This window comes from Pseudonocardia ailaonensis, assembly GCF_039531635.1.
GTDB classification, from domain to species: domain Bacteria; phylum Actinomycetota; class Actinomycetes; order Mycobacteriales; family Pseudonocardiaceae; genus Pseudonocardia; species Pseudonocardia ailaonensis.
On sequence record NZ_BAAAQK010000018.1, the window covers coordinates 412,073 to 437,709 of the forward strand.

Below are 25,637 nucleotides of genomic sequence, written 5' to 3' on the forward strand. Positions count from 1 at the left end.
TCGACGCACCGTGTGGGCGGAGGCCAGAGCGTCAGGCTCCTCAGCCGATGGGGTGCCCGAGCCGGAACAGGTCGGTGGGGTCCGCCGTGGACTTGGCGGCGGCGAGCCGGGCGAGCGCCGCGGGTGCGCGGGACCCGGTCAGCGGGGCGTCGTCCGTGGCCCGGCCGTGCAGGTTCAGCAGCGAGGTCCCGTCGGCCCAGGACCGCACGGCGTCGAGCAGGGTCGTGAGGGCGCCAGGCAGCAGCGCGGCCACCGGCGGGACGCCGAGACCCACCGCGTGCAGGGAGTAGGCGGCGGACCGTCCGTTGAGGACGGACCCGCCGAACGGCAGGTCCGCCGCCGGCGTGCGTGACAGTGCCCCGCCGAGCCGCCGCAGCTCGACGGCGAGCAGTGGGCTGTCCGAGCCGGGCCCGGCCAGCGCGACCAGCCGGTCGACGGCCGCGGGGGGCAGCTCCGCGAGCAGGCATCCGGCGTCCCGGAACGGGACGGGCTGGTCGGGGTCCATGTGGACGAGGTCGAGGTCTCCGTAGGGGTGCTCCCCGACCGTGTCCAGCACGGTCGGCACCGACAGCGCCCGGAGCGGTGCAAGCAGCGCCTCGCAGCGGTCCGCGTCCCCGGCGTAGGCGACCCGCACGTGCACCACGAGGCGTCCCGCCAGCGGCTCGGGGACCCCCGGCATCGCGGGCAGCCGCAGCAGCGCGAGCGAGGTGGACATCGCGTCGGGCAGGTCCCGGCTCCACTCGGCCCAGACCGGCAGCACCTCCGCCGCGGACTCCCCGGGGAAGAACAGCCCGCCCCCGTGGAAGGTGGCGAGCCGGGGCAGCGTCATCTCGAGCGCGGTGACGACCCCGAGCAGGCCACCTCCCCCGCCGCGAACCGCCCAGAACAGCTCCGGATCGGAGTCCGCCGTGACCCTGCGGAGGTCCCCGGAGGCCGTGACCATCTCGACAGCGGTCACCCGGTCCGCCGCGAACCCGAAGGCCCGGCCCAGGACCGGCAGCCCGCCACCGAGCGTGTACCCCACGACCCCGACGTCCGACGAGCTGCCGCAGGGCGCTGCCCAGCCCGAGGCCGCCCCGGCATCGAGGACGCTGCGCCACCGCACGCCGGCCCCGACCCGGAGCAACCCGGTCCCCGCGTCGAGGTCGAGCTCCTGCATCCGCCCGGTGGTGATCAGCAGGCCGCCCGATCCCGCCGCCCAGCCGTGCCCGGTGGCCTGCACCCCGACCGGCATCCCCCGCTCCGCCGCCCACCGGACGGCGGCGACGACGTCCGCCGCGCACGTCGCCCCGACGACGATCTCCGGGCTGCGGGCGGCCAGCGGGTTGAACGCCGCGAGCTCCTCCGCGAACCCGGGGTCACCGCTGGTCAGGACGGGCCCCCGCACCTCACGGGCGAGCCCGGGGGCGGTCAGGACGGTCGGTGTGGACATCGTTGCTCCTCCTGCGACGGGGTGACCCCGCAAGGATGTGCCGGGCGGGCGGGCGGCCGGATCGGTGCGGGACACCCATCCACGACCACTCCGCCACCCACGTAAGGGCCGCGTCAGGCAGTTGGTCGGGGCACGACGCCGCGGAGTGGCCGCCCGCGTTCGTCGGCTCCTTCGCCAGCGGCCGCACCGACCTCGCCGCGAGCAACGCCGACCTCCTCGCCGGCGCCGACGCCGGGCCGGCGAGCGGCGTCGACCTCCTCCACACCCTGCGACCCTGCCGGATGCTCGGCCTGGGAGATCGACGCCGCGGCCGCCGCGCCAGCCCGCAGGCGCGGACCGTCCCACTCACCGTCGTCGCGACCGGAGAGGGATGGATACCGTCGTCATCAGTCACCGTTCTGGTCCCGCTCACCGGAGATGACCGAGACGAACGGCCATCGTCGGTGATGGTCGACCTGACCCGCGCGCCGGGATCCTGACCAGCACGAACGAGGATCGGACCCGGTGGTCAGAATCCGTAGACCCAGGTGACCGTCACGGAACCATCGCTGGCCGAGCTGCCGCCCGCCTTCGTGACGTCGGTGGCCGAGGGGCTCGCGTAGGAGCCGCCCGCGGAACCGCCCGCACCACCGCCCCCGCCGAACCCACCGCCGTTGCCGCCCTGGCCGCCGCCCCAGCCGGCGCCACCACCGCCCCCACAGCCGCCACCGTCCGAGGCGCCGCCGCCCACGGTCCCGGCCGTCAGAGCGGAACCGGAAAGGCCGGAGTTGGCGCCTCCGTGGCCCGGGCCGGTGCCGTTGTCTCCGCTGTTGCCCATCGAGCCACCCCACCCACCGTTGTCGCTGCCGGGGAACAAGCCCTGTGCGGCGCCGCCGCCGCCCCCGCCGGCGACGACCACCGGCGCCCCGTCGAGGGTGACCTGGGAGGCGCCGCCCCCGCCGCCGGCGTCGGTGCATCCGGCAGCGCCACCGGCCGCGGCCCCGCCGCCCCCGAGACCGTCGCCGGGCGTGTTGCCGCCGCCGGCTCCCTGCGCGCCGACGAAGACGCCCAACGTCTGCCCACCGCTGACCGGCCAGGTACCGGTGATCGAGGTCGCGTCACCGCCGTGTGCCGGGTTCGACTGGCCGCCCGAGCCGCCGGTGATCGCGATCTTCATGCCGGTCGCCCCTTGCGGCACGGTGTAGCTGATGGCGGAACCGGTGTAGCGGCAGCTCAGCGCGAGCGGCTGGGTCCAGCTGGTACCGCTTCCCGAACAGCCGGTGGGGAGGTATGCCGCAGGCGCAGCCACGGCGGGCTGACCGCCGGCGATGTCGAGGCTGTCGCTCGCGGCGCCACCGGCGCACGCGGTCAGGAGCGCGGCACCGGTCGCGAGGCCCGCGACGGCGAGCAGCATGCGGGCGGAGGTACGGGTGCTGGTCATGGGTGTGTCCCCTCGGTCGTCCGGCCGGTCGGCCGGTTCGTGAGGAGACTCTGCGTGGCGGGCCTTCAAGGAGGCAGCAAGTCCGGCGGGCGGCGGCGACGCATCTCGTGAAGCCGTGTTGAAGGCGAGCGACGTAGGTACCGGACGCCCCTCGGCCACTGCGTGGGCAGCCGGTTGCCGTGCGGGGCAACGGCACCGTCACTTCCGCACGGCAGTACCGATCACCAGCGCCACCGGCGCATCGGCCGAGCCGGCGTCCGTCGGGAGGGAAGTCCGCGCTTCAGCACGGGCGCAGGTCGGTCCGTCCGTGGCCAGGGTGGCCGACGATCGGCCGGTCGGTCATACCGCCGGCGGCGCGAACAGTGCCTCGACCTGCGTCTGGTCGTAGTAACCGACGACCTCGGTGATCTCGTCTCCGACGACCCGGAGCACCCAGCAGTACTGCAGGGAGTAGTCCAGCCCGTTGACGCCGAGCCCGCCGACGCCGCGGAACTCCACGGTCGCCCACTCGCCGTCGGCGAGGATGCGCAGGACCTCGGCCCGGGGCCACCGCTGCAGGTGCTGGTCGAGGGGGCGCCAGACACCGTCGACGTAGGCCTGTTTGCCGCGGAAGGTCCCTGACACCGGCGAGGTCCCGGTGGCCGTCCAGACGAGGTCGTCGGACAGGGCGCCGAGGAACACGCCACCGTCGAAGCCGGTCGCCGCGAGGCGGTCGAACCACTCGACGAGGAAGGCGCGGGTGGCCCCGGTCGTGGAAGCGCTGGTGCTCATGGCTTCCTCCTCCCCGGTCAGGGACCCGGACGGCGAACCGGAACCGTCGGTCGGATCCTCCGTCTGCTTCCTCTCCCGCAGCCGGTCGAGGGGTCGCGGCATCGAAGGTACCGCGGGCCTCGGCCGGCGTGCACTGTGGATGATGCCGATCTCGCCGAGGAGCATCTCGACCTTCGGGCCCTTCAAACCGGGTTCACGACGAGTGTGAAGCCGGCTTGAAGCCACCGCGCCGACGCTGCGTCCCATGACCTCGAAGAACACGATCCTCGGCATCACGGCCTCGGCCGCACTCGGCGCGGCCCTGCTCGCCGGCTGCGGCACGGCGCAGGCGGCCGGCCTCGGCGACGACCTCGCCGACTCGGCTCCGCAGACCTACTCCTACACGGGCGCCCCGGTCACCGTGACCGTTCCGGCGGGCGCCACCGGCGTGACGGTCACCGCGACGGGCGGCAGCGGCGGCGTCGGGCAGGGCGAGACCTCCGCGGGCCATGCCGCCTGCACCGCCGCCACCGGCGCGGCCGCGGGCGGCACGGGCGGCGTCGTCACCGGCACCGTGCCCGTCACGGCGGGCCAGACGCTCACCGTGTCGGTCGGCGGGGCGGGCTCCACCGACGGGTGCGATGGCGCGACGAGCTCCGCGGGCGGATGGGGCGGCGGGGGCGGCACCGGCGGTGCGGGCCTCACCGGCTACAGCACCGACGAGTGGACCAGCGGTGGGGGCGGCGGTGCCAGCACCGTGGCCGTCGCCGGCACCACGATCTGGGCGGGCGGCGGCGGGGGCGGCGGTGCCAAGGGCATCGAGAGCGGCGGCGCGGGAGGCTCGGGCGCCCAGACGGGCAATGCCGGTACGGCGGGTCACGGTCCCGGCGGCGGGACCGAGGGCCCGTCGGAGGACATGCCCGGGCCCGCGGGCGGCTCCGGTGGCCACGGCGGTTGGGACGGCGGCGACGGCGGTGGGGGTGGCGGCGGGAACGTCGGCGGCCGCTACGGCGACGGCGGCCAGTTCGGCGGCGGCGGGGGCGGGGGCGGCGGTGCCGGTGGCACCTGGGCCGACGACGGCGTCGTCTCCGGGCTCTCCTACGGCACCGCCACCGTGGCCGGAAACGGGTCGATCACCCTCACCTGGCAGTACTAGGGCGCTACCAGCGCCGTACTAGAGTCGTCGCGGGGCGGTACCCACGACACGGGCGGAGCGTGTGAGCGAGCTGCGGGTGCACGATCTCGGGCCGCTCGAGGTCTCCGTCGATGGGCGCCGCGAGCCGATCCGCGGCCGGGTCCCGGCCGCGATCCTCGGACTCCTCGCAGTCCACGCGAACGAGCTCGTCCCCGTCGACACCGTGGTCGACGCGGTCTGGGGCGAGTCGGCGTCCGAGGGCGCCTGGCGCACGGTGGACTCCCACGTCTTCCGGCTCCGCAAGCAGCTCGAACCGGGCCGCGCGACCGGTGCCCCGCCCGCCGTCCTGCTCAAACAGGGCGACGGGCTGCGGCTGCGCGTCGCGCCCGAGGAGCTCGACTCGCTGCGGTTCGCCGCGCTGGTCGACGAGGCCGACCCGGCCCGTCCCACGGAGTGCCTCGCCCGCTGCGACGAGGCGCTCGGGCTGTGGCGGGGCACGCCTCCCGGGGTCCCGGCGTGGGTCGCCCGGATGACCGAGCTGAAGGCCCAGGCCACCGAGCGTCGGCTGGACGCGCTGATCCGCTCCGGCCACCCCGAGCGCGCGCTCCCGGAGTTCGACGTCCTCGTCCGGGAGTGGCCGTTCCGCGAGCACCTGCAGGCGCTGCGGATGACGGCGCTGCACCGCTGCGGCCGCACCGACCAGGCCCTCGCCGTCTACGAGGAGGTCCGCCGCACCCTGCGCGACGAGCTGGGGATCACCCCCGGCGCCGAGCTGCGCGAGGTCCAGCGGCAGGTCCTGGAGGGCGGCTCCGGGCCCGTCCCGGAGGCAGCGCCGGAAACCCGGCCCCAGGCGCAGGAGATCCGCCTGCCCGCGACGATGACCGGGCTGCTGGGGCGCGAGTCCGAACTGGGTGCGGTGACCGGCCTGCTGGGCGACCACCGGCTCGTCACGCTCACGGGGACCGCGGGCACCGGGAAGACCCGGCTGGCGGTGGAGGTCGCCCGGCAGGTGGCGCCCGGGTACCCGGACGGCGTGTGGTTCGTCGACCTGGCCGCGGTGGAGGCCGGCGGACCGGTCGCCGAGGTCGTCGGCGCGACGATCGGCGGCACCGCGGCCACGGCGGGCTCGGCCGAGGAGGCCCTGCGCACCGCGGTCCGCGGGCGGCGCATGCTCCTGGTCGTCGACAACTGCGAGCACGTGCTGGCCGAGGCGGCCAGGGCCGTGACGACGGTGCTCGGTGCGGGCACGGCGGTGACGGTGCTGGCGACCAGCCGCGAGCCGCTCGACCTCGACGGCGAGGCGCTCTACCCGGTCGCCCCGCTCGCCGCGGCCGGGGTGGACCTGTTCCTCGAGAGGCTGCACACGGCCGCGCCGGCGCTCGCGATCACCGGCGAGGTCCGGGAGCGGACGGCCGAGATCTGCGCGGCCCTCGACGGGCTCCCGCTGGCCATCGAGCTCGCCGCCGCCCGCGCCCGCGTCTACGGCCTGGAGGAGATCCGCGACCAGATCCGCGCCGATCCCGTCCGGCTGTCCCGGATCGGGCGCCCCGGCACGGAGCGACGGCAGTCCCTGCAGTCCGCACTGGACTGGGGGCACCGCCTGCTCACCCCGGACGAGCAGCGCGTGCACCGCAGGCTGGCCGTGCTGCCCGGGCCGTTCGGGCTGCGGGCCGCCGCCGCGACCGCGGGGCTGCCCGTCGACGAGACCGCGGACCTGCTCGCCATGCTGGTCAACCGCTCGCTGCTCACCGCCGCACCGGGGCGCGGCGGGCCGACGCTGTTCCGGCAGCTCGTCGTCGTCCGGGCGCACGCCGCGCACGAACTGGCCGGGGAGACCGAGCAGACCCTCGACCGTCGCGACGCCTGGGTGGAGGCGCTGGCGACCGTCGGGTCCCGCACCGACCGGCTCGACCTGCGCCGCCGTTACCGCACGGTCGACGACGACTACGCCACCGTCCGCGCCATGCTCGCCCGCGGGCTGGTGGAGCGGCCCGGGCCCGCGGCGGCACGCACGGCGGGCTGGCTGCACGGCTACTGGTACTACCGCGGGCAGCTGGTCGAGGCGGTGCGCTGGCTGGAGCTCGCGTGCGTCGCCGTGGACCCGGACGACGCCCTCGCCGTCGCGTGGGTCCACCTCGGACTGGCCAAGATGCTCGCCCACCAGGGCCGGCTCGACCGCAGCCGCGCGCACAGCGAGCTCGGGCTGGCCGTGGCCGACCGGATCGCGCCCGCCGAGACGGGGGCGTTCGGCCTCGACGTCGCCATCCAGGCCGGGAACCTGTGGTCGGCGGGCGACCCCGACTCCGGACGGCGGCTCCTCGACCGCATCCCGGGCGGCGACCCGGTGCTGGAGGTGCTCGCCGACGCGACCCGCAGCCTCGTCGAGAGCGATCTCGTCGACCCGACGACGACGCTGGAGCGCGCCGAGGCCGTGTACCCGCGGGCCCGGGCGTCGGACCTGGACGTCGCGGCGTGGATGGTCGCCCGCGCCGGCAGCTACGCCGCGCTCGCCGCGGGCGCGGCCGAGGTCGGGATGACCTGGTCGGAGCGGGTCATCGAGCTGCACCTGGCCGAGGGCGGGGAGCTGGGCGGGGCGTTCGTGGAGATGCGGGCGAACTTCCTCGCCCTCGCCGGCGACCACTCGGCCGCGGTGCGCCTCTACTCGGCCGCCCGCGCCCAGCGCAACCGCGAGGGCCTCGAGTGGCGCTCGGCGCCGGAGACCGACGGGCTGCGCGCCCGCGCCCGGGCCGCGTTGTCGCCGTCGGACTACGAGAAGGCGTGGCGGGCGGGCGCGGACCTGACCCTGGCCCAGATCATCGCGGGGTGAAGGGCAGGGCGAAGCGGAAGCGGTTCTGCGGGTCCCACTCCTTCTTCACCAGGCGGAGCCGGTCGAGGATCGGCGGTTCGAACGCCCCGCACGCGTCGGCGGGCGTGTTGTCCGGGTGGGCCGTGAAGTTGTAGAGCGACCGGCCACCGCTCCACGGCTCCAGCCGCCGGTAGAAGGACGTCTGCACCTCCGCCGGACCGCCCGGGTAGGCCGAGGTGAACACCGAGTACAGGGCCGACCGGTGACCGACCGACGTGTCGGCCGGCTCTGCGAGCGCGCCGCCGAGGTGGCGCAGCTCCAGCATGTGCGGGGTCGCCGGCCCGATCTCCGTGAGCAGGACGGTGATGGCCGCCTCGTCCCACCGCGGCAGGATCGCGCCGCCGCAGCTCACGGGCATGGGTGCGACGGGGTCGGCGTGGATGGTGCCGATCTCGTCGATCCCCAGCGGCCGGACGGTGTCGAGCACCGGTTCCGCGACCGCGCGCAGCGGGGCGAGCAGGGCCTCGGCCTCGCGGGGATCGCCCAGGTGGGCCACCCGCAGGTGGGCGAGGAAGCGCCCGCGCAGCGGCGCGGGGGCGGCCGGCGGGAACGTCACGAAGGCCACCGAGAGGCTCAGGGCGTCCGGGGCCGCGGCCGTCACCTGCCCGAAGGCCGCGAGCAGCTCGCCCGCGCACTCCCCCGGCAGGAACAGCCCGCCGCCGTAGAGCTGCTCGACGCGCACCAGGTCCGTCTCCAGCTCGGTGACCACGCCGAAGTTCCCGCCGCCCCCGCGCACCGCCCAGAACAGGTCCGGCTCCGACGCGTCGACCGTGCGGACCTCGCCGTCGGCGGTGACGAGACGGAGCCGCCGGACGTGATCGGCGGCCCAGCCGTGCGCGCGGCCGAGCGGGCCGAGGCCACCCCCGAGGCTGTAGGAGACGGCACCGACGTCCGGCGCCGATCCACACAGCGGCGCCAGCCCGAGCGGCGCGCAGCGGGCCAGGACGTCCGTCCACGTCGTGCCGGCTCCCAGGACCGCGGACCGACCCTGGATCCGGACCGAGCGCATCGCCCGGGTGTCGACGAGGACGCCGCCGGTCACGCCGCGGACCGGGCCGTGCCCGGTCGCCCGGACGGCGACCGGGAGGTCCCGCTGCGCGGCGTACCCGACCGCGGCGGCGACGTCGGCCTCGCAGGTCGCGGACACGGCGAGGTCCGGCTCGGGGATCGCGGAGAGGTCGAAGCCCGCACGGGCGGCGTCGTAGGCCGGGGTGCCGGGGCGGTGGAGGGTGAGGGACATGGCGTGCTCCTTTCGCGGATGAGCCCACCGTCCCGGAGCCGCCTTCAACCCGCCTTCACCCGCGGTTGAAGTGAGCGCGAGCCGCGCGGGCCACGGTGCGAGGCATCAAGCGCCGGATCGCCGTGGCAACCGCCCGGAGGTCTTCGCCGCGGACGCACACCAGGCCCGGACGAGCGTTGCGGCAGCACTGCCGGTGCGGACTCCTCAGACCGGACGGGACAGCCGCATCCGGTCGAGCAGGTCGAGCAGCACCCGGCGCTCCGGCGGGGTCAGCCGGTCGAGCAGCACCGCGTCGTGCAGACGATCACGCAGCGCGTCACCGAGCTGTCGGCCGCGCTCCGTCAGGACCAGGACCCGCTTGCGGCCGTCGGTGGGGTGCGGGTTCCGGGCCACCAGGCCGGCCTGTTCGAGCTTGTCCGCGAGCAGGCTGGCCGTGGACGGGTCGCGATCGAGGCCACGCGCCAGGTCCCGCGGCGTGACGGGAACGTCGCTGGTCGCGAGGATCCGCAGCGCCTCCCCGGCCGATGCCGGGGCGGCGAACTCGCGCAGGGTCGCCGCGATCGCCACGTTCGCGATCCCGGCGATCTCAATCATCAGCTGGATGATCCTCGCCTTGTCGTCGGCCCCGTCGGTGCTCACGTGGCCATGATACTGTGAGAAAGTCAGTGAGTTCACTCAATGAGTTAGGAGAACGACATGGCCGGCAGCAGCCCCTCGGGCACCGTTCTGGTCACCGGCGCCACCGGCTACCTCGCGGGGTGGGTGATCGTCGAGCTCCTCGACCGCGGGTACCGCGTGCGAGGCACGGTGCGCGACGTCGACCGCGCGGAACCGGCCCGCCGCGCGATCGTGTCCCGCAGCACCGGACCCGGCGAGCTGGAGCTCGTGCGCGCCGACCTGCTCGACGACGAGGGCTGGGCCGACGCGGTCCGTGGCGTCGACGCCGTCCTCCACACCGCGTCGCCGATGCCCTTCGACGCCACTGCCGACCTGATCGTCTCGGCCCGTGAGGGCACCCGGCGCGTGCTCACGGCCGCGGCCCGGGCCGACGTTCGGCGCGTCGTGTTCACCTCGTCCGGCGTCACGGCCAATCCCGCCGATCCGGCGGACACCGCGACCGAGGAGATGTGGGCGGAGCCCTCCGGGCGACCCGCGCACGCCTACCCCGACTCGAAGATCCACGCCGAGAAGCTCGCCTGGGAGCTCGCCGACGAGCTCGGCCTGCAGCTCACCGCGGTCCTCCCGTCCTTCATGCAGGGCCCACCCGTGGGCGAACCCGGCCGGGCGGGGACCATCGACGTCGTCCGCAGGCTCCTCGACGGGGCGATGCCCGCGCTGCCCCGCCTCGGCTGGAACATCGTCGACGTGCGCGACGAGGCCCGGCTCCACGTCCTGGCCCTCGAGAACCCGATCTCGATCGGCCGGCGCTACCACGGCTCCGGCACGTTCCTCTGGTACCGCGACGTCGCCGACATCCTGCGCGCCCGCCTCCCCGAGCACTCCCGGAAGGTCCCGACACGGCAGCTGCCCGACACCGTCGTCCGGGTCATGGCCCGCTTCAACCCCCACCTGAGGATGATCGTCGACGAGCTCGGCATCACCCGCGACGTCGACAACGGCAAGGCGCGCACCGAGCTCGGCTGGACCACCCGCGACGTCGGCACCACGATCGTCGACACGGCGGACGCCCTGGTCGGAGTGAGCGCCGCTGCCCCGTGAACGGGTCGGCGTGCTCAGCCGGCGCGGAATGCGGGGGCTCGTTTGTCCAGGAACGCTCGCACACCCTCGGCGAAGTCGTCGGTGTGGGCGGTGAAGCCACTCGCGATGCCTTCCAGGACGGCGGCAGGGGCACCGGCGACGGCGGCGTCGATGAGCTGCTTGGTCACCTGCTGGGCGATCGGGGCGGAGCCGAGCATGTCCGCGACGTACCCGTCGACCTCCTCGTCGAGAGCGCCGAACGTGACCCTGTTGACCATGCCCCAGGCCTCCGCGGTGTGGGCATCGACCTGGCGACGGGTGAAGATCAGCTCCTTCGCGCGGGCGGCGCCGACCGCGGCGGTGAGCCGAGCCGTGCCGCCCCAGCCGGGGACCGTGCCCAGGCCGTTCTCGGGCAGCCCGAAGGTGGCGTTCTGGTCGGCGATGCGCAGGTCGCAGGCCAGTGCGAGTTCCAGCCCGCCGCCGACCGCGAGGCCGTCCAGGACCGCGATCGTGGGCTGGGGCAGGCGGGCGAGGCGGTCGAACACGCGGTGCCCGACGCTGATCCAGCGGCGCCACATGTCGGAGGCGGCGAGCTGGGAGAACACCCCGATGTCGGCCCCGACGCAGAAGACCCTGCTCCCGGCGGTCCGCACGACCACGACGCGGGCCGTGGACGCGGCGACCTGATCGAGGCAGGCGTCGAGGTCGGCGAGCAGCTCCAGGGTGAGCGCGTTGAGCTTGGCCGCACGATCGATCAGGATCGTCGTGACCAGGCCTTGATGGCTGTGGCTGAGAGTGATCTCGCCGCGGACGGTCGGACGTGTGGTGGGCTCGGTGCTGGTCATCGGTCCGCCTTCGCGGTCATGGCGGCGAGTGCGGCGATCCGGGCGTGCGGCGCGGCGGGGCTCAGGGTCAGCCCGAGCGGCGCCGGATCGAACAGCGCGGCGTCCATCGTGGTCAGCTCGTCGCCGACCTGCAGCGGGAACTCCGAGCGGGCGAGCACGTCCCGCTCGAGGTCCACGCCGGGCGCGATCTCGGTGACGGTCAGGCCCTCGGGACGCAGGCTCAGCACGGCCCGTTCCGTCACGTAGGTGACCTTCTGCCCCCGCTCGAGCGCCCGGCGTCCGGAGAACGTCGGCGAGGCGACCTTCTTGACGAGCTTCGTGTGGGCCCCGTCCCGGGTGATCGTGAGCCCGCCGCCGGCGAGGGAGACGTCCCGGCGCCCGGCGGTGAACGAGCCGACGAACACGATCTCCGGCGCGGCCGAGACGATGTCGGCGAACCCGCCCACCCCCGCGGTGACGTGGCGGCACCGGGCGAGGTGGTGGACGTTGACCGAGCCGTGCTCGTCGATCTCGAGGAAGGACAGCATGGCGCGGTGGAAGCCGCCGCCCTGCAACAGCGTGAACTGGTCGCTGCTCTGCATGATGGCGTCGGGATTCTGGGCGACCCCGAACACGAAGTCCCGCAGCGGGACCCCGCCGACGGCGCCCTGCTCGATGACCCAGCTGACCGCGCCGGCGAGACCCTCCTCGACGAGCACGTGGGGCACGAGGGCGGACACCCCGAAGCCGAGGTTGACGATCTCGCCGGAGTGCAGCTCGCGGGTCGCCCGGCGCGCGATGACCTTCTCCAGACCGAACGGCACCGGCTCCAAGACCGACAGCGGACGGCGCAGCTGCCCGGAGAGGGCGGGGTCGTACAGCGTCTGGGTGGTCTGGAGCTGCTCCGGCGCGACGACCACCGCGTCGACCAGGACGCCCGGGACGCGCACCGCCTGCGGGTCGAGGCTGCCCGCCTCGGCGGTGCGCTTGACCTGGGCGATCACGACGCCGCCGGTGTTGTGGGCGGCGTAGGCCTGGTCGAGTGCGCCGAGGGGGGAGGCCTCGTCCTCGAAGGTGAGGTTGCCGTTCTCGTCGGCGGTGGTGGCGCGGATGATCGCCACGTCCGGGGTGATGGCCGGGAAGTAGAGCCACTCCTGGCCGTCGAGCTGCTCGCGGCGCACGTAGGCGGCGGGAGTGGCGTCGTTCATCCGGCCGCCGGTCTCGTCGGGGTCGACGAAGGACCCGAGCCCGACCTTCGTGAAGACCCCGGGCTGCCTGGCCGCGGCGGCCCGGTGCATCTGGTGGAGGACCCCGGATGGGAAGTTGTAGGCCTCCACCTCACCCGCGTCGATCATCTGCCAGATCCTCGGCGCCTCGGCGGACGACGGGCCCGAGGGATAGGACCCCGCCACCACCCGGGACAGCAGGCCCGGCCGCGCGAGGTGGTCGATGCCCTTGATCCCCGACATGTCACCGGCGGCGATCGGGTGCAGCGTGGTCAGCCCGCGCGGGCCCGCGGTCTCGGCGAAGCGCTCGCCGATGCCCGCCAGCACGGCGTCGGGGCAGCCGAGGCCGGAGGACGAGCTGACGGAGACGATGTCGCCGTCCGCGATCAGGTCGGCGGCGCGCCGGGCGGTGAGGATCTCGGGACGATGCATGTCGGTGTGGCCCTTCGCAGGAGACGGCGGTGTCAGGACGGGAGGGAGGCGGGCTCGGGGATGCGGCGCAGCGCCTCGGCGGCGGCCCGGGCGGCCTCGGAGGGCGGCCGGGCCCACCAGTGGTCGCTGAGGATCTCGACCTCGACGAGCCCGCGGTAGCCCACCGTGCGGGCGAGCTCCACGAACCCGGCCATGTCGACGTGCCCGTCGCCGGGCATCCCGCGGCTGGACAGCTGGCCGTGGACGGGCAGCACCCAGTCCGCCACCTGCACGGAGTGCAGCGCGGCACCCGCCCGGGCCATCAGCTCGGGCAGCGCGACGTCCCACCAGACGTGGTACGTGTCGACCGCCAGCCCCACCCACGGCGAGGCGAAGCGCTCGACGAGCTCGACGGCCTCGCCGAGCGACGTGATGGCCGAGCGGTCGGCGGCCATCATCGGGTGCAGGGGCTCGACGGCCAGCGGGACGCCCGCGGCCTCGGCCTGGTCGAGCAACGCGGCGATCCCGTCCGCGATCTGGGTGCGCGCCCCGGCGAGGTCCCGGTCGTGTGCGGGGCCGCAGACCAGGACCAGGCAGTCGGCGCCCAGGACGGACGCCTCCTCGATCGCCCGCAGGTTGTCCTCGTGGATCCGGGTCCGCAGCTCGGCCGTGGGCTGCGGGAACATCCCGCCCCGGCAGACGCTCGTCACCCGCAGGCCGCTGTCCGCGGCCCGCCGCGCCGCATCCGCCACGCCGAGGTCGGCATAGGCGTCGCGCCAGAACCCGACCCCGCCGAACCCGTGGCCCGCGGCGAGGTCGACCAGCTCGGGCAGCGACGCCGAGCGGACGGTGACCGAGTTGAGGCTGCAGCCAGCGAGGTCCATCAGCCGATCCCGTGCGCGGAGAAGTAGCGCGCCGCCCGCGTGGCCGTCGCCCCGGGATCGGTGAACAGGCCGATCGCGTCCGCGGCGCGGACGAGGTCACCGAGGTGGCCCAGGCTGCGGCCGGTCTCGAACCCGCCGACCATCCGGAAGTGGTCCTGGGCGCCGTCGAGGTAGGCGAGCCAGGCGACGCCGACCTTGTAGAACCGCGTCGGGGCGGCGAACACCAGCCGGGACAGCGGCTCGGTCGGGGCCAGGATCGCGCGGAAGCCGGCCTCGTCGCCCTCGTCGAGACGGGCGAGCGCGGCGGCGGCGTAGCGCCCGACCACGGCGAACGCGCCGAGCAGCGCGTCGCTGTGGCGCACGCCGTCCCCGGCGACGAGGTCGGTGTAGTGGTGGTCGTCCCCGGTGAACAGGTGCACGCCCGCCGGCAGCCTGCGGCGCAGCTCGCGCTCCAGGTCCGCGTCGAGCAGCGAGACCTTGATCCCGCGCACCGCGTCGGTGTGCGCGGCGACGAGGTCGGTGACCACGGTCATCGCCTTGTCCGGGTCGTCGTGGCCCCAGTAGCCGGCCAGCGCCGGGTCGAACACCTCCCCGAGCCAGTGCAGGACGACCGGGCGAGCTGCCTCACGCAGCACGGTGTCGTAGACGGACAGGTAGTCGTCGGCGTCCCGGGCGGCCCGCACGAGGTGCCGGCTCGCCATCAGGACGACCTCGCCACCCGCGCCCTCGATCTCGGCGAGCTGCTCGAGGTAGGCGTCCCGGACCGCGGCGAGCTCGACCGTCCCCGGGCCGAGCTGGTCGGTGGCGATGCCGACGACGACCTTCGCGTCGCGGGTGCGGGCCTCCGCGAGCGACCGGTGCGCGAGCTCCCGCGCGGCGGGCCAGTCCAGGCCCATCCCGCGCTGCGAGGTGTCCATGGCCTCGGCCACGCCCAGGCCGAGGTCCCAGAGGCAGTGGCGCAGGCGCAGCGTGGCGTCCCAGTCGATCTGGTCCGGGCCACCGGCGGCGGACGCCCGCAGCGGATCGGCGACCAGGTGCGCCGCGGCGTAGGCGAGCCGCGAGGTGGCGGGTGCGGCGTGCGCCGGCAGGTCGGCGGCCGGTCCGAAGGTGTGCCGACGCAGGGACCCATCAGCGGCGGGCAGGTCGGTCGCCCTCATTGGCTCTCCCAGTAACCGGTTTCTTGTGTGGACCGGCAGGACGGTATACGGTCCTGCCCCAGCAGGACAAGGACCTGTTGCCGGAAGGCTAGATGCGCGAGTATCCGGTTACCGACATCGGGTCCGGGACACCGACGCCGCCGAGCCGGCCCGCGCCACGCACCAAGGAAGGTGTGACGAGATGACCTCGAGCCAGGACACCGCCCGGGACGGAGGGCTCCGGTCCACCCGGAGCGCACTCGACGGCCGCACCGCCGTGGTGACCGGCGGGTCGGGCGGGATCGGGTCCGCGATCGTGACCGCGTTCGCGGCCCGGGGCGCGACCGTCGCCGTCGTGGACACCGACGACCGGGCACGGGCCGTGGCGGCCGAGGTCGGCGGGCTCGCCGTGATCGGCGACCTCACCGATCCGGAGGTGCCGGGCCGGATCGTCGAGCAGGTCACCGACGCCACCGGCAGGCTGGACATCCTGGTCAACGCGGCCGGGATCCAGGTCCGCACCGCCGCCGTCGACATCACCCCCGAGGACTGGGACCGACTGCTCGCGGTCAACCTGACCGCCGCCTACCGGCTCGTCCAGGCCGCCGTGCAACCGCTCGCCGCCCACCACGGGTCGATCACCAACATCGTGTCGCTGTCCTCGGACCGCGCGGTCGCTGGGATCGTGCCCTACGGCGCCACCAAGGCCGGGCTGCTGCAGCTCACCAAGGGCCTGGCCGTCGAGCTCGGCCCGCTGGGCGTCCGGGTCAACGCCGTCGCCCCCGGGTACGTGGTCACCCCGATGACGGCCGCGGTGCTCGACCGGCAGGAGCTCCGGGACCGGGTCATGACCCGGATCCCGCTCGGCAGGCTCGCCGACGGCGGGGACATCGCCGACGTCGTGTCGTTCCTGTCCTGCGACGCGGCCCGCTACGTGACCGGAGCGGTCCTGCCGGTCGACGGCGGTTACTCGATCACATGAGCCGGCCGCTACGGGTGCTGGTCGCACCGGACTCCTTCAAGGGCACCGCCACCGCCGCCGAGGTGGCGGACGCGCTGGCCCGCGGCTGGCATCGGGAGCGCCCCCGCGACGAGCTCGTTCTCCTCCCCCAGGCCGACGGCGGTGAGGGCACCGCGGACGCGATCGCCGCGGCGGTGCCCGGCGCGACCTGGCGGGACGCCGGTCCGGTCACCGGCCCCGTCGGCACTCCGGTGCCCGGCCGCTGGGTGCAGCTTCCCGACGGGACGGCCGTCGTGGAGCTCGCCCAGAGCAGCGGGCTGCCGCTGCTCGACCGCTTCGACCCGATGAACGCCGGCACCCGGGGCCTCGGCGAGGTCGTTCGGGCCGCGCTCGCCGCGGGCGCCGGCGCGCTGTGCGTCACGCTCGGCGGGTCGGCCTCGACCGACGGCGGCGCGGGGGCGTTGACCGGCCTCGGCGCGCTCCTGCTCGACTCGGAGGGGTCCCCGCTGCCGCCCGGCGGCGCCGCGCTCGCCGCGCTGGACCGGATCGATCTCGACAACCTGGTGGCGGCTCCGGAGGGCGGCGTGGAGCTGCTCGTCGACACCCGCGCCGTGCTCACCGGGCCGGCCGGGGCGGCTCAGGTGTTCGGCCCGCAGAAGGGTGCCGACGCGGCGCAGATCGAGGCGCTCGACGCCGCCCTCGGCCACTTCGCCGAGGTGGTCGGCGCCGCGCTGCCCCACGACCCGGACCGGCCGGGCACCGGCGCGGCGGGCGGAGCCGGGTACGGGCTCGGCGCCTGGGGCGGCCGCATCGTCGACGGCGCCGCCCGGATCGCCGATCTCACCGGCCTCACCGCGACCCTGCCCACCTGCGACGTCCTCGTCACCGGCGAGGGCTGCTACGACCGCACCTCCGCCACCGGCAAGGTCGTCGGATCGCTGCTGGACCGCGCCCGGGAGCACGGCCTGCGCACCGTCGTCGTCGCCGGACGGCTGGAGGACAGGCCCCCGGACCTCGGGCTCGACCTCACCGCGATCGCCGGGTCCCGGCACAGCGCAACCCGACGTCCGCGCTGGTGGCTCCGGCAGGCCGCGGCCGCCGCAGCACGCGGGCTCGGCGCCGCGCGGGCCTGACCCGGCCCCTCGCCCGTCCCCGATCACCCGATCGCGGGCAGCACGTCCCGTTCGACCGCACCTCGTCCACACTGCTCCACGACTGCCTGACACAGAGAGATCGATGACGATGACGAAGCCCGTTCAGGCCGACACCCCCACCCCGCCGCCCGACGACGCCCAGGTCACGACCGCCGACCTGCGTCGCGCGGCCTGGGCCAGCTCGATCGGCAGCGCGCTGGAGTACTACGACTTCGCGCTCTACAGCCTGGCCTCCGCGCTGATCTTCGGTCCGCTGTTCTTCCCCGGCGCGGATCCCACCACCGGATTGATCCTCAGCTTCAGCACCTACTTCATCGGCTTCCTCGTGCGGCCGATCGGCGGGATCGTGTTCGGGCGCCTCGGCGACCGGCTCGGCCGCAAGTTCGTGCTGATGGCCACGGTCGCCATGATGGGCGCGGCCAGCACCCTGATCGGCCTGCTGCCGACGTACGACGGTGCCGAGGGCGACTGGTACGGCGCGGGCGGGGTGGGCATCCTCGCCCCGGTCCTGCTGATCCTGCTGCGGGTCGTGCAGGGTCTCGGCGCGGGCGCGGAGATGGCCGGGGCGTCGATCCTCATGACCGAGTACGCGCCGCGGCGGCGCCGCGGGTTCTTCGCATCGCTGCCGTTCATGGGCGTGCAGGTGGGCACGGTCGCCGCCGCCCTGATCTACTTCCTGCTCTACTCGGCGGGCAAGGACGCCATCACCTCCACCTGGCACTGGCGCATCCCGTTCCTGGCCAGCATCGTGATCATCGCCGTCGCGGTCTGGCTGCGGCTGCGGCTCAAGGAGTCCCCCACCTTCCGCAAGCTCGAGGCGCGCGACCAGATCGCCGAGCACCCGCTGCGCGAGCTGCTGTCGAACTCCCGACCGACCCTGCTGCGCGGCATCGGCCTGCGGCTGGCGGAGAACGGCTCGTCGTCGATCTACCAGGCCCTCGCCGTCGCCTACGTGACCTCGGCGGCCGTCGGGGTCAAGGGCCCCATCGGCGCCCTCTCACTGGTGTTCGCGGCAACGCTCGGCGCCGTCATGGTCCCGATCGCGGGACGGCTGACCGACCGGTTCGGCAGGGTGAAGGTCTACCGCGGGTTCGCGACCTTCCAACTGGTCGCCGCGTTCCCGGTCTGGTGGGCGCTGAGCCGGGGCAGCACCGTGATCACCATCGTGGTGATCTCGCTGGCCCTCGGCATCGGCACCTGGGGCATGTTCGGCTCGCAGAGCGCATTCATGACCGAACTCTTCGGCTCCCGGCACCGCTACCTCGGGGTGTCCGTCGCCCGTGAGGTCTCCGCGGTCCTCTCCGGCGGGCTCGCCCCGCTGCTCGGCGCCGCGATCATCGCGGCCGTCGTCGCCGCGGACGGCGGATCGGGCACCCCGGGCGCCGGGCTCGGCTCCTGGGTCTGGCTCGCCGGCTACACCGCGCTGCTGTGCGCGATCACGGTCGCGACGACCTTCGTCACCCCCGACCCCACGGACCGGGACCTGGAGGACCCGCGCGACGCCGTCGACGCCCTGCGGCAGCCCGCGTGACACCGTGCGGGCGGGACCGGTCGGGCCCCGCCCGCACACCCCCTCGCTCCACCGCTCCCCGGCCCGCACCCCGCCGGCACCGCGCCGGCGGGGTGCTCGCCCTCCCCGCGACCTCGCGTCGCCCGGCTCGGAGGTGAACCATGGCCACGACCGCCTACGATCGCGACGTGGCGGACACCGGGTCGCGCCCGGAGCAGGGGGGCCGACGCGTGTCGAGCGAGGCCACGCCGCCCCCCGCGTCGCGCAAGGCGACCATCCGGACCGTCGCCGCCGCCGCCGGTGTCTCGACCGCCACCGTCTCCCGCGTGATGAGCGGGGTCTCGACGGTCAGTCCCGCACTGGCGCAACGGGTGCGCGAGGTCGCCGAGCAGCTGTCCTACCGGCCCTCCGAGGCCGCCCGCGGGCTCGCCCTCGGTGGGCTGCGCAACATCGGCGTCCTGATGCCCGATCTGGGCAACGCCTACTTCCACGACGTCGTCAAGGGCATGCACCGCGCCGCGGCGGACACCGGGTTCCGGCTGCTCATCGCCGACCACGCCGGCGACCCCGCGAACGAGTTCGCCACGGCCTGGGACCTGATGGGGCACGTCGACGGGCTCGCGCTGCTGTCCTCCCGCCTGGACCTGCCGCGGCTGCGCGACCTCGCCCGCCAGACCGTCCCGGTCGTGCTGGTCAACCGTGTCGAGCCCGGAGTCGACCTGCCCATGGTCGGGGTCGACAGCTTCACGGCCACGCTCGAGATCTGCGCCCACCTCGCCGGACTCGGACACCGCCGCGTCGTCTACGTCTCCGGCTCCGAGCTCGCCTGGCAGGACCGCGAGCGCTGGCGCGCCGTGCGGACGAGCGGCCGCGTCCTGGGCATCGACGCCGCCCGGGTCGAGGCGGAGGGGACCCTCGAGACCGGGTATGCCGCCGTGGACGCCGCCCTCGCCCACGAGCCCACCGCTCTGGTCTGCTTCAACGACCTGGCCGCGATCGGCGTGATCTCCCGGCTGCGCGAGCTGGGCCTCGACGTCCCCGGCGACATCTCGGTCACCGGGTTCGACGACATCGCCATCGGCAGCCACGTCTCCCCCACCCTCACCACGGCCAGCAGCCCCCGCGACGCTCTCGGGCGGCAGGCCTGGCAGCTGCTGCAGGAGGCGCTGGAGAAGGCGAACCCGAGCGAGACGACCACCCTCCTCACCGCGACCCTGATCACCCGGGAGTCGAGCGGCCCTGCCCGCTGACCAGCCGTGGGCGGCCGGTCCGGGCCCGGTCCGCGCTGCTCAGCTCACCGCCGTGAGCGCGGTGCGGATGATGTCCGCGACCTCCTTGGGGTGCGACAGCATGACCAGGTGCGAGGAGTCGATCTCGGTCACCGTGGCGCCGGCGCGCTCGTAGCCGAAGCGCTCGACGTCCGGGTTGATGGTGGTGTCGGACGAGGAGACGACGCCCCAGCTGGGCTTGGTCTTCCACGCGGCGGCCGGTGCCGCCTCGCCGAAGGCGGCGTAGGCGAGGGGCCGCTGCCCGACGGCGAGGACCTTCGCCAGCTCGGGATCGACGTCCGCGGCGAAGATCGACGGGAACTTCTCGATGTCGACGGTGATGTCGACGCCGCCCGGGTAGGGGGTCTGCACGAGCGCGGTACCGAGCGGGGAGTCGGGGAAGCGGCCCTGCAGCTCGCCGAGGCTCTCCCCCACCTCCAGGACGTACCCGGCGAGGTAGACCAGGCCGACGACGTTGTCCTCGGCGCCGGCGACGGTGATCACCGCGCCGCCGTAGGAGTGGCCGACGAGCAGGACGGGGCCGTCGATCGCGCGGACGACCGAGGCGATGTACTCGGAGTCACCGATCAGGCTGCGGTTGGGCACGGCGGGCACCCGCACGGTCACGCCCGAGGACAGCAGCTCGGTGACGACGGGCGCGTAGCTGGCGGCGTCGGCGAAGGCGCCGTGCACGAGGACCACGGTGGGCTGAGGCATGGGGGGCTTCCTGTCAGGGGTGGAGGGTGCGGTGGAGGAACTGGCCGGCCAGCGACGTGGCGGTGCGGGCTGCGTGGGTGTCGCGCAGGGCGTCGAGCATCACGAAGTCGTGGATGATCCCCTGGAAGCGCAGCGCGGTGACCGGCACGCCGGCGGACCGCAGCTTCGCGGCGTACGCCTCGCCCTCGTCGCGCAGGACGTCCGCCTCCCCGACGAGGACCAGGGCCTCGGGGAGCCCGGCGAGGTCGTCGAGGGTGGCGCGCAGCGGGGACGCGGTGATCTCGGCGCGCTGGGCGGGATCGGTCGTGTACTGGTCCCAGAACCAGTGCATGCCGTCGCGGGAGAGGAAGTAGCCGGTGGCGAACTCCTCGTAGGACGCGGTGTCGAACGCGGCGTTCGTGACCGGGTAGAACAGCACCTGCCCGGCCAGCGCGGGCCCGCCGCGCTGCTTGGCCAGCAGAGTGATCGCGGCGGTCATGTTCCCGCCGACGGAGTCGCCGGCCACGGCGATCCGGGTGGGGTCGAGGCCCTGCTCGGCGCCGCTCGCGGCCACCCACTGCAGCGCCGCGTAGATCTCCTCGATCGCGGTGGGGTAGCGCGCCTCCGGGGAGAGGCTGTAGTTCGTGAACACCACGGCGGCGTCCGCGCGCACGGCGAGCTCGCGGATCAGCCGGTCGTGGGTGTGGGCGTTGCCGAAGACCCAGCCCGCGCCGTGGGTGTAGAACACCACCGGCAGCGGGCCGGTCGCGCCGGCCGGCCTGAGGATCCGGATCGAGACCTCGCCGGACGGGCCGCCGGGCACCGTCAGGTCGGTGACCTCGGCGTCCGGTCGGTCGACGCCGTCCCCGGCCTGGACCTGGTCGACCGTCGTGCGGCCCTCGACGGGGCCGAGGTCGTAGAGGAAGGGCGGTTTGCTCGTCGCGTCGGCGAAGTCCTGGGCAGCGGGCTCCAGCACGGGTTTGTCGGTCACCGGGCCAGCGTTGCGTGCCGTACTCGTCCGAGCATCGGTCGAACGACGTAGACCCCGCAGGTTGCGTCGGTCGCCCCTCAGCTCAGGACGCGGCGGAGGAACTCCCCGCCCTGCGCGATCGCGGCGGTCGCCGCGGCGGTCGCCTCCAGGGGACGCAGGGTCACGAAGTCGTGCACGGTCCCCGCGTAGCGGGTCGAGCTCGCCGCGACCCCGGCCGACCGCAGCAGGTCCGCGTAGCGCTCGCCCTCGTCCCGCAGCACGTCCGCCTCGGCCGCCACCACGAGCGTCTCGGGCATGTCCGCGAGGTCGGCCGCGGTCGCCCGGGCGGGGACGGCGACGGGATCGGCACGGTCGCCGTCGCGCAGGTACGCCTGCCAGTAGCGGCGCACCTGGCCGCTGGTCAGCAGGTACCCGTCGCCGAGGAGCCGGTGCGACGCGGTGTCGCACCGGTCGTCGAGGAACGGGTAGTAGAGCAGCTGGGCCCGCAGCCCGGGACCGCCCCGGCGGGGGCTGAGCATGGCCAGCCCGGTGGCCAGCGTCGCTCCGGCACAGTCGCCCGCCACGACGAGCCGGTCCGGGTCGAACCCGAGGTCCCGGGCGTGTTCGGCGACCCATTCCAGCAGGGCGTAGCTCTCCTCGAGCGCCACCGGGAACCGGGCCTCCGGGGTGCGGGTGTACTCCGGCACCACGAACGCCGCGCCCGACGCCGTGACGAGGTCGCGGATCGCCCGCGCGTGCGTGTGCGCGTCCCCGATCATGAACCGGCCGCCGTGCAGGTAGACCACGACCGGCAGCGGGGCGCCACCGGAGCCGGGCGGACGGACCGTCCAGAAGCCCACCAGGCCGGTGGGGCCGATCTCGGCGACCGAGAACTGCCCGGGCAGCGCGTCGTGGTCCATCGAGTAGCCCTGCGACTCGACGAGGGCGAGCCTGCCGTCGTGCGGACCGAGGTCACCGAGGAACGGCGGCGTGGCCGACGACCGGACGAGCCGCGCCACCACCGGGTCCAGCTCGGGTGACGAGCCGGTCTCCTCCGTCGCCATCGGCCCCGTCCTCTCGACGGCGTCCAGTGTAGATCCACCGGACGACACGTCGTCCTCACTCACGATCTGTCGCCGCCGAGCGCGATCCGCCACACTGGGTGTTCGGTCGCCGGCGCACATGAGGAGAACACATGGATCTCGTCGGTCGCGACGACGAGATCCGCCGGGTCCGTGCCGCGGTCGACGGCGTGCGCACCGGCCCGCAGTCCCTCCTGCTGCTCGGTGAGGCGGGCACCGGCAAGACCAGCCTCCTGAAGGTGGGTGCGGGGGCCGCCGCGGCGGCGGGCCACGCCGTGCTCCGTGGCCAGGGCTGCGAGGCCGAGGCGGACCAGCCCTTCGCCGTCCTCAACCAGCTGCTCAGACCCCTGCTCCCGCAGATCGACGCCCTCCCGCCGCAGGCGGGGAGCGCGCTGCGCACGGCCGTCGGGCTGCTGCACGAACCGGCACCGACGGAGGCCGTCGCGATCCGGACCGGTGTGCTGGGCCTGCTCGAGGCGGTGTCCTCCCGACAGCCCCTCGTCGTGGTCGTCGACGACCTGCAGCTCGTCGACCGGGACACCAGCGAGGTGCTCACCTTCGTCCTGCGGAGGCTGACGACCGAACGCATCGCGCTGCTCCTCGCCGCCCGCTCCACCGTCCGCCCGGCCCAGATCGAGGCGGGTGTCCCGCTGCTCGAGCTCGGGCCGCTGTCCGACGTGGCCGCCGCCCGCCTCGTCGACGACCTCCCCGATCCCCCGACCGGGAGCACCCGGGTCGACGTCCTCCACCAGGCGGCGGGCAATCCCCTCGCCCTGGTGGAGTTCGCCGCGGTGGCCGCGCGCGAGGGTGGGCTGGGCGAGGCCGGGACCGCGCCCGCGGCCCGGCTGCAGGACATGTTCGCCGCGCAGCTGGCCCGGCTCCCGGAGACCACCCGCACCCTGCTGCTCTACGCCGCGGCCGCCCAGCACGAGGACCTCGCCACGATCATGGGCGCGGCCGGGCGCGGCGACGACCTGTCCGGGTGGCGGCCCGCCGAGGAGGCCGGCCTCGTCGCCGTCGGGCGGCGGGCGGTCGCCTTCCGCCACCCCCTCGTGCGTGCCGCCGCCTACGAGTCGGCCCCCGCCGGCCTGCGCCTGCAGGCTCATCGCGACTTCGCCGCCCTCCTGGTCGACGATCCGGTCCGGCACGCCGGTCACCTCGCCGAGGCGAGCATCGCCCCCGACGAGGAGGTGGCGGCCGCACTCGAACGGACCGCCTCGGTCGCCCGGCTGCGCGGTGGCGTGCACACCGCCGCGAAGGCCTTCCAGCGCGCGGCGGAACGCACCCCGGACCGCGGTGAACGTGCCCGGCGGTACGTCCTGGCCATCGCCGCGGCCGACGACTACGGCGACCCCGCCTGGATCCGTGAGCTCCACGACAGGGTCGTCGAGCTCACCACCGACCCCGATCTCCGCGGCGCCGCCGCCACCGCCGCGGGCCACGGGCTGTCGCTCTCGGGCCATCAACGCGAGGCGTTCGCCCTGCTCGACCACTCGCTCGCCCACGCCCTCCCGCCCCACCCCGGAACGGCGATCTCGCTCACCGGCGTGCTGACCGCCGTCGCGGTCCAGTCCGGGCTCCCCGAGCACGCCGCCGCGGCGGCCGAGCACATCCGGCAGCTCACCGCCGGTCAGCCGGACCATCCCGACGGACCGCTGCCCGCCGTGACCCATCCGGCGATGATCGAGAGCATCCGGGTCCAGAACCGGCCGGAGCGGTACGCGCGGGCGGTTCTCGAGAGCCCCGGCTCCGCCGTCAACCGGCCGCTGCGCGGCCCGGCCGAGATCGTCAGGCTTCTCTGCCTCGGCTCCACCGCCTGGTTCGCCGACGCCTCCGATCTCGCCGTCGACGCCTTCCGCCGCGCGCGGTCCGCGCTCGGCCCCGGTGGCCCGCTCGGCTCCGTCGTCATGACCCTCCCCGCGCTCGGCTCCGCGCTCATCGACACCGGCCGCTGGACCGACGCCACCGCGATCCTCGACGAGCTCGCCGACCTCGCCGTCGTCCACCGCCACCGCTACCTCGAGGCCGACGTCGCCGCCCTGCGCACCGAGCTCGCCGTCCTCCGGGGAACCTGCGACCACTCCCCCGAGCCGTCCGCCTGGACGGCGGTCGAACTGGACGAGAACCGCATCACCCACGCCCGGCTGCTCCGCGCCGCGGGTCTCGCCGCGGGCCTGGCCGGCGATCACGAGGCCTCGTTCCGCCACCTCCGCGCCCTCTTCGACCGGTCCGGCCGGCCCCTGCACTACTTCCTGTCGGCCCGCTCGATCGCCGAGCTCGCCGTCGCGGCCCGGGCCGTCGGCGCCCAGGACCAGGCCGGCCCGCTCGTCGCCGCGGTCCGCGCCGCGCACGGCGAGCACCCCACCACCCGCATGCGCCTGCAGCTGCACCGGGCCGAGGCGCTCCTCGCCGAGGGACACGCCCCGGACGACGTCGTCGAACGCAGCCACCGCCTCGCCGTCATCGACCCGGCCGGGCAGCAGTGGCCCCTCGAGCGAGCCCTCGCCCGCCTGCACTACGCCCGGTGGCTGCGCCGGCACCGCAGCCCCACCGAGGCCCGCCCGCTGCTCAGCTCCGCCCACGACACCTTCACCCAGCTCGGCGCGGCTGCCCTCGCCGAGACCGCGAGGAGCGAGCTCCGCGCCAGCGGCGGATCCGCCCGGAGCTCGCCCGCCGTCTCCGACCCCCTCGCCGCGCTCACCCCTCAGCAGCGCGAGGTCGTCCTGCTCGCCGCACGAGGCCTGCGCAACAAGGAGATCGCCGACCAGCTCTACCTGTCTCCCCGAACGGTCGGATCCCACCTCCACGCCGCCTACCCGAAGCTCGGCGTCACCGGTCGCCACCAGCTGCGTGAGCTCATCGGTGACCTGCCCGAGGCCTGAGCCGCGGGCTGCTCGTCCCCGGCCGGGACCGCGGTCCCGGCTCAGGGTGCACGTCCGGCGGGTGGCCGGATGCCCGCGACCTCTGAGTCCAT

20 protein-coding genes are annotated in these 25,637 nt (G+C 74.9%); 8 read left to right on the top strand and 12 right to left on the bottom strand.

Annotation, left to right across the window (positions count from 1 at the left end; translation table 11 throughout):
• Positions 1-40: 40 nt before the first annotated feature.
• The 3 genes from ABD324_RS24195 to ABD324_RS24205 form a co-directional block, all read right to left on the bottom strand.
• Entirely contained in the window at positions 41-1,432 is a 1,392-nt protein-coding gene (locus ABD324_RS24195; RefSeq protein WP_344421349.1) for an FAD-binding oxidoreductase, read from the bottom strand.
• Positions 1,433-1,940: 508 nt separating this feature from the next.
• The gene (locus ABD324_RS24200) at positions 1,941-2,852 is read right to left on the bottom strand and encodes a hypothetical protein (protein ID WP_344421352.1); all 912 of its coding nucleotides are present in this window, start codon (positions 2,850-2,852) and stop codon (positions 1,941-1,943) included.
• 339 nt (positions 2,853-3,191) lie between these two features.
• A complete protein-coding gene (locus ABD324_RS24205; protein ID WP_344421355.1) occupies positions 3,192-3,623 on the bottom strand; it encodes a nuclear transport factor 2 family protein in 432 nt (143 codons plus the stop codon).
• A 244-nt stretch (positions 3,624-3,867) separates the two neighbouring features.
• Between ABD324_RS24205 and ABD324_RS24210 the strand changes: the two genes are divergently transcribed.
• Complete coding sequence (locus ABD324_RS24210; protein ID WP_344421357.1) at positions 3,868-4,758, top strand: hypothetical protein; 891 nt, start codon at positions 3,868-3,870, stop codon at positions 4,756-4,758.
• 61 nt (positions 4,759-4,819) lie between these two features.
• The gene (locus tag ABD324_RS24215; RefSeq protein WP_344421360.1) at positions 4,820-7,564 is read left to right on the top strand and encodes an AfsR/SARP family transcriptional regulator; all 2,745 of its coding nucleotides are present in this window, start codon (positions 4,820-4,822) and stop codon (positions 7,562-7,564) included.
• Here the strand turns inward: ABD324_RS24215 and ABD324_RS24220 are convergent.
• Complete coding sequence (locus ABD324_RS24220) at positions 7,551-8,843, bottom strand: FAD-binding oxidoreductase (RefSeq protein WP_344421363.1); 1,293 nt, start codon at positions 8,841-8,843, stop codon at positions 7,551-7,553. The two genes, ABD324_RS24215 and ABD324_RS24220, sit on opposite strands and share 14 nt — an antisense overlap.
• Before the next feature lie 204 nt (positions 8,844-9,047).
• A complete protein-coding gene (locus ABD324_RS24225; RefSeq protein WP_344421365.1) occupies positions 9,048-9,482 on the bottom strand; it encodes a MarR family winged helix-turn-helix transcriptional regulator in 435 nt (144 codons plus the stop codon).
• 57 nt (positions 9,483-9,539) lie between these two features.
• On the opposite strand from ABD324_RS24225, the gene ABD324_RS24230 reads away from it, so the two are divergent.
• Positions 9,540-10,562, top strand: coding sequence for an NAD-dependent epimerase/dehydratase family protein (locus ABD324_RS24230; RefSeq protein ID WP_344421367.1), 1,023 nt, complete (start codon positions 9,540-9,542; stop codon positions 10,560-10,562).
• A 14-nt stretch (positions 10,563-10,576) separates the two neighbouring features.
• Here ABD324_RS24230 and ABD324_RS24235 read toward each other — a convergent pair whose 3' ends face one another.
• From ABD324_RS24235 to ABD324_RS24250, 4 genes are read right to left on the bottom strand one after another with little or no spacing between them, the layout of a single operon-like run.
• Entirely contained in the window at positions 10,577-11,386 is an 810-nt protein-coding gene (locus tag ABD324_RS24235) for an enoyl-CoA hydratase/isomerase family protein (RefSeq protein WP_344421369.1), read from the bottom strand.
• On the bottom strand, positions 11,383-13,023 hold the full coding sequence (locus tag ABD324_RS24240) for an acyl CoA:acetate/3-ketoacid CoA transferase (protein ID WP_344421372.1): 1,641 nt from the start codon (positions 13,021-13,023) through the stop codon (positions 11,383-11,385). The genes ABD324_RS24235 and ABD324_RS24240 overlap by 4 nt, the downstream gene beginning before the upstream one ends.
• 32 nt (positions 13,024-13,055) lie before the next feature.
• Entirely contained in the window at positions 13,056-13,886 is an 831-nt protein-coding gene (locus ABD324_RS24245) for a sugar phosphate isomerase/epimerase family protein (protein WP_344421375.1), read from the bottom strand.
• Positions 13,886-15,043 carry a DUF993 family protein gene (locus ABD324_RS24250; RefSeq protein ID WP_344421378.1) on the bottom strand — a complete coding sequence of 386 codons (1,158 nt, stop codon included), beginning with the start codon at positions 15,041-15,043 and terminating at the stop codon, positions 13,886-13,888. The genes ABD324_RS24245 and ABD324_RS24250 overlap by 1 nt, the downstream gene beginning before the upstream one ends.
• Before the next feature lie 181 nt (positions 15,044-15,224).
• Between ABD324_RS24250 and ABD324_RS24255 the strand changes: the two genes are divergently transcribed.
• The 4 genes from ABD324_RS24255 to ABD324_RS24270 all read left to right on the top strand — a co-directional run bounded on the left by ABD324_RS24255 (position 15,225) and on the right by ABD324_RS24270 (position 19,897).
• Positions 15,225-16,004: an SDR family NAD(P)-dependent oxidoreductase gene (locus ABD324_RS24255; protein ID WP_344421381.1), complete on the top strand. Its 780-nt coding sequence runs from the start codon at positions 15,225-15,227 to the stop codon at positions 16,002-16,004.
• Positions 16,001-17,116 carry a glycerate kinase gene (locus ABD324_RS24260; protein WP_344421383.1) on the top strand — a complete coding sequence of 372 codons (1,116 nt, stop codon included), beginning with the start codon at positions 16,001-16,003 and terminating at the stop codon, positions 17,114-17,116. The genes ABD324_RS24255 and ABD324_RS24260 overlap by 4 nt, the downstream gene beginning before the upstream one ends.
• Before the next feature lie 109 nt (positions 17,117-17,225).
• Positions 17,226-18,668, top strand: coding sequence for an MFS transporter (locus tag ABD324_RS24265; RefSeq protein ID WP_344421386.1), 1,443 nt, complete (start codon positions 17,226-17,228; stop codon positions 18,666-18,668).
• Positions 18,669-18,808: 140 nt separating this feature from the next.
• Positions 18,809-19,897 carry a LacI family DNA-binding transcriptional regulator gene (locus ABD324_RS24270; RefSeq protein ID WP_344421389.1) on the top strand — a complete coding sequence of 363 codons (1,089 nt, stop codon included), beginning with the start codon at positions 18,809-18,811 and terminating at the stop codon, positions 19,895-19,897.
• 39 nt (positions 19,898-19,936) lie between these two features.
• Here the strand turns inward: ABD324_RS24270 and ABD324_RS24275 are convergent, their stop codons facing one another.
• From ABD324_RS24275 to ABD324_RS24285, 3 genes are all read right to left on the bottom strand, one after another.
• Positions 19,937-20,632, bottom strand: coding sequence for an alpha/beta fold hydrolase (locus tag ABD324_RS24275; RefSeq protein WP_344421392.1), 696 nt, complete (start codon positions 20,630-20,632; stop codon positions 19,937-19,939).
• Between the two features lie 13 nt (positions 20,633-20,645).
• Positions 20,646-21,602, bottom strand: coding sequence for an alpha/beta hydrolase (locus ABD324_RS24280; protein ID WP_344421396.1), 957 nt, complete (start codon positions 21,600-21,602; stop codon positions 20,646-20,648).
• Between the two features lie 77 nt (positions 21,603-21,679).
• Positions 21,680-22,645: an alpha/beta hydrolase gene (locus ABD324_RS24285; protein ID WP_344421399.1), complete on the bottom strand. Its 966-nt coding sequence runs from the start codon at positions 22,643-22,645 to the stop codon at positions 21,680-21,682.
• A gap of 131 nt (positions 22,646-22,776) precedes the next feature.
• Between ABD324_RS24285 and ABD324_RS24290 the strand changes: the two genes are divergently transcribed.
• Positions 22,777-25,545, top strand: coding sequence for a helix-turn-helix transcriptional regulator (locus tag ABD324_RS24290; protein WP_344421402.1), 2,769 nt, complete (start codon positions 22,777-22,779; stop codon positions 25,543-25,545).
• Positions 25,546-25,637 lie beyond the last annotated feature (92 nt).

What these genes read in the sequence shown, in the direction of transcription:
- ABD324_RS24240 (WP_344421372.1), bottom strand. Translation starts at nt 13,023, where the DNA reads ATGCATCGTCCCGAGATCCTCACCGCCCGGCGCGCCGCCGACCTGATC.
- ABD324_RS24275 (WP_344421392.1), bottom strand. Translation starts at nt 20,632, where the DNA reads ATGCCTCAGCCCACCGTGGTCCTCGTGCACGGCGCCTTCGCCGACGCC.
- ABD324_RS24220 (WP_344421363.1), bottom strand. Translation starts at nt 8,843, where the DNA reads ATGTCCCTCACCCTCCACCGCCCCGGCACCCCGGCCTACGACGCCGCC.
- ABD324_RS24255 (WP_344421381.1), top strand. Translation starts at nt 15,225, where the DNA reads ATGACCTCGAGCCAGGACACCGCCCGGGACGGAGGGCTCCGGTCCACC.
- ABD324_RS24210 (WP_344421357.1), top strand. Translation starts at nt 3,868, where the DNA reads ATGACCTCGAAGAACACGATCCTCGGCATCACGGCCTCGGCCGCACTC.
- ABD324_RS24205 (WP_344421355.1), bottom strand. Translation starts at nt 3,623, where the DNA reads ATGAGCACCAGCGCTTCCACGACCGGGGCCACCCGCGCCTTCCTCGTC.
- ABD324_RS24245 (WP_344421375.1), bottom strand. Translation starts at nt 13,886, where the DNA reads ATGGACCTCGCTGGCTGCAGCCTCAACTCGGTCACCGTCCGCTCGGCG.
- ABD324_RS24250 (WP_344421378.1), bottom strand. Translation starts at nt 15,043, where the DNA reads ATGAGGGCGACCGACCTGCCCGCCGCTGATGGGTCCCTGCGTCGGCAC.
- ABD324_RS24270 (WP_344421389.1), top strand. Translation starts at nt 18,809, where the DNA reads ATGGCCACGACCGCCTACGATCGCGACGTGGCGGACACCGGGTCGCGC.
- ABD324_RS24195 (WP_344421349.1), bottom strand. Translation starts at nt 1,432, where the DNA reads ATGTCCACACCGACCGTCCTGACCGCCCCCGGGCTCGCCCGTGAGGTG.
- ABD324_RS24285 (WP_344421399.1), bottom strand. Translation starts at nt 22,645, where the DNA reads ATGGCGACGGAGGAGACCGGCTCGTCACCCGAGCTGGACCCGGTGGTG.
- ABD324_RS24235 (WP_344421369.1), bottom strand. Translation starts at nt 11,386, where the DNA reads ATGACCAGCACCGAGCCCACCACACGTCCGACCGTCCGCGGCGAGATC.
- ABD324_RS24200 (WP_344421352.1), bottom strand. Translation starts at nt 2,852, where the DNA reads ATGACCAGCACCCGTACCTCCGCCCGCATGCTGCTCGCCGTCGCGGGC.
- ABD324_RS24260 (WP_344421383.1), top strand. Translation starts at nt 16,001, where the DNA reads ATGAGCCGGCCGCTACGGGTGCTGGTCGCACCGGACTCCTTCAAGGGC.
- ABD324_RS24230 (WP_344421367.1), top strand. Translation starts at nt 9,540, where the DNA reads ATGGCCGGCAGCAGCCCCTCGGGCACCGTTCTGGTCACCGGCGCCACC.
- ABD324_RS24265 (WP_344421386.1), top strand. Translation starts at nt 17,226, where the DNA reads ATGACGAAGCCCGTTCAGGCCGACACCCCCACCCCGCCGCCCGACGAC.
- ABD324_RS24290 (WP_344421402.1), top strand. Translation starts at nt 22,777, where the DNA reads ATGGATCTCGTCGGTCGCGACGACGAGATCCGCCGGGTCCGTGCCGCG.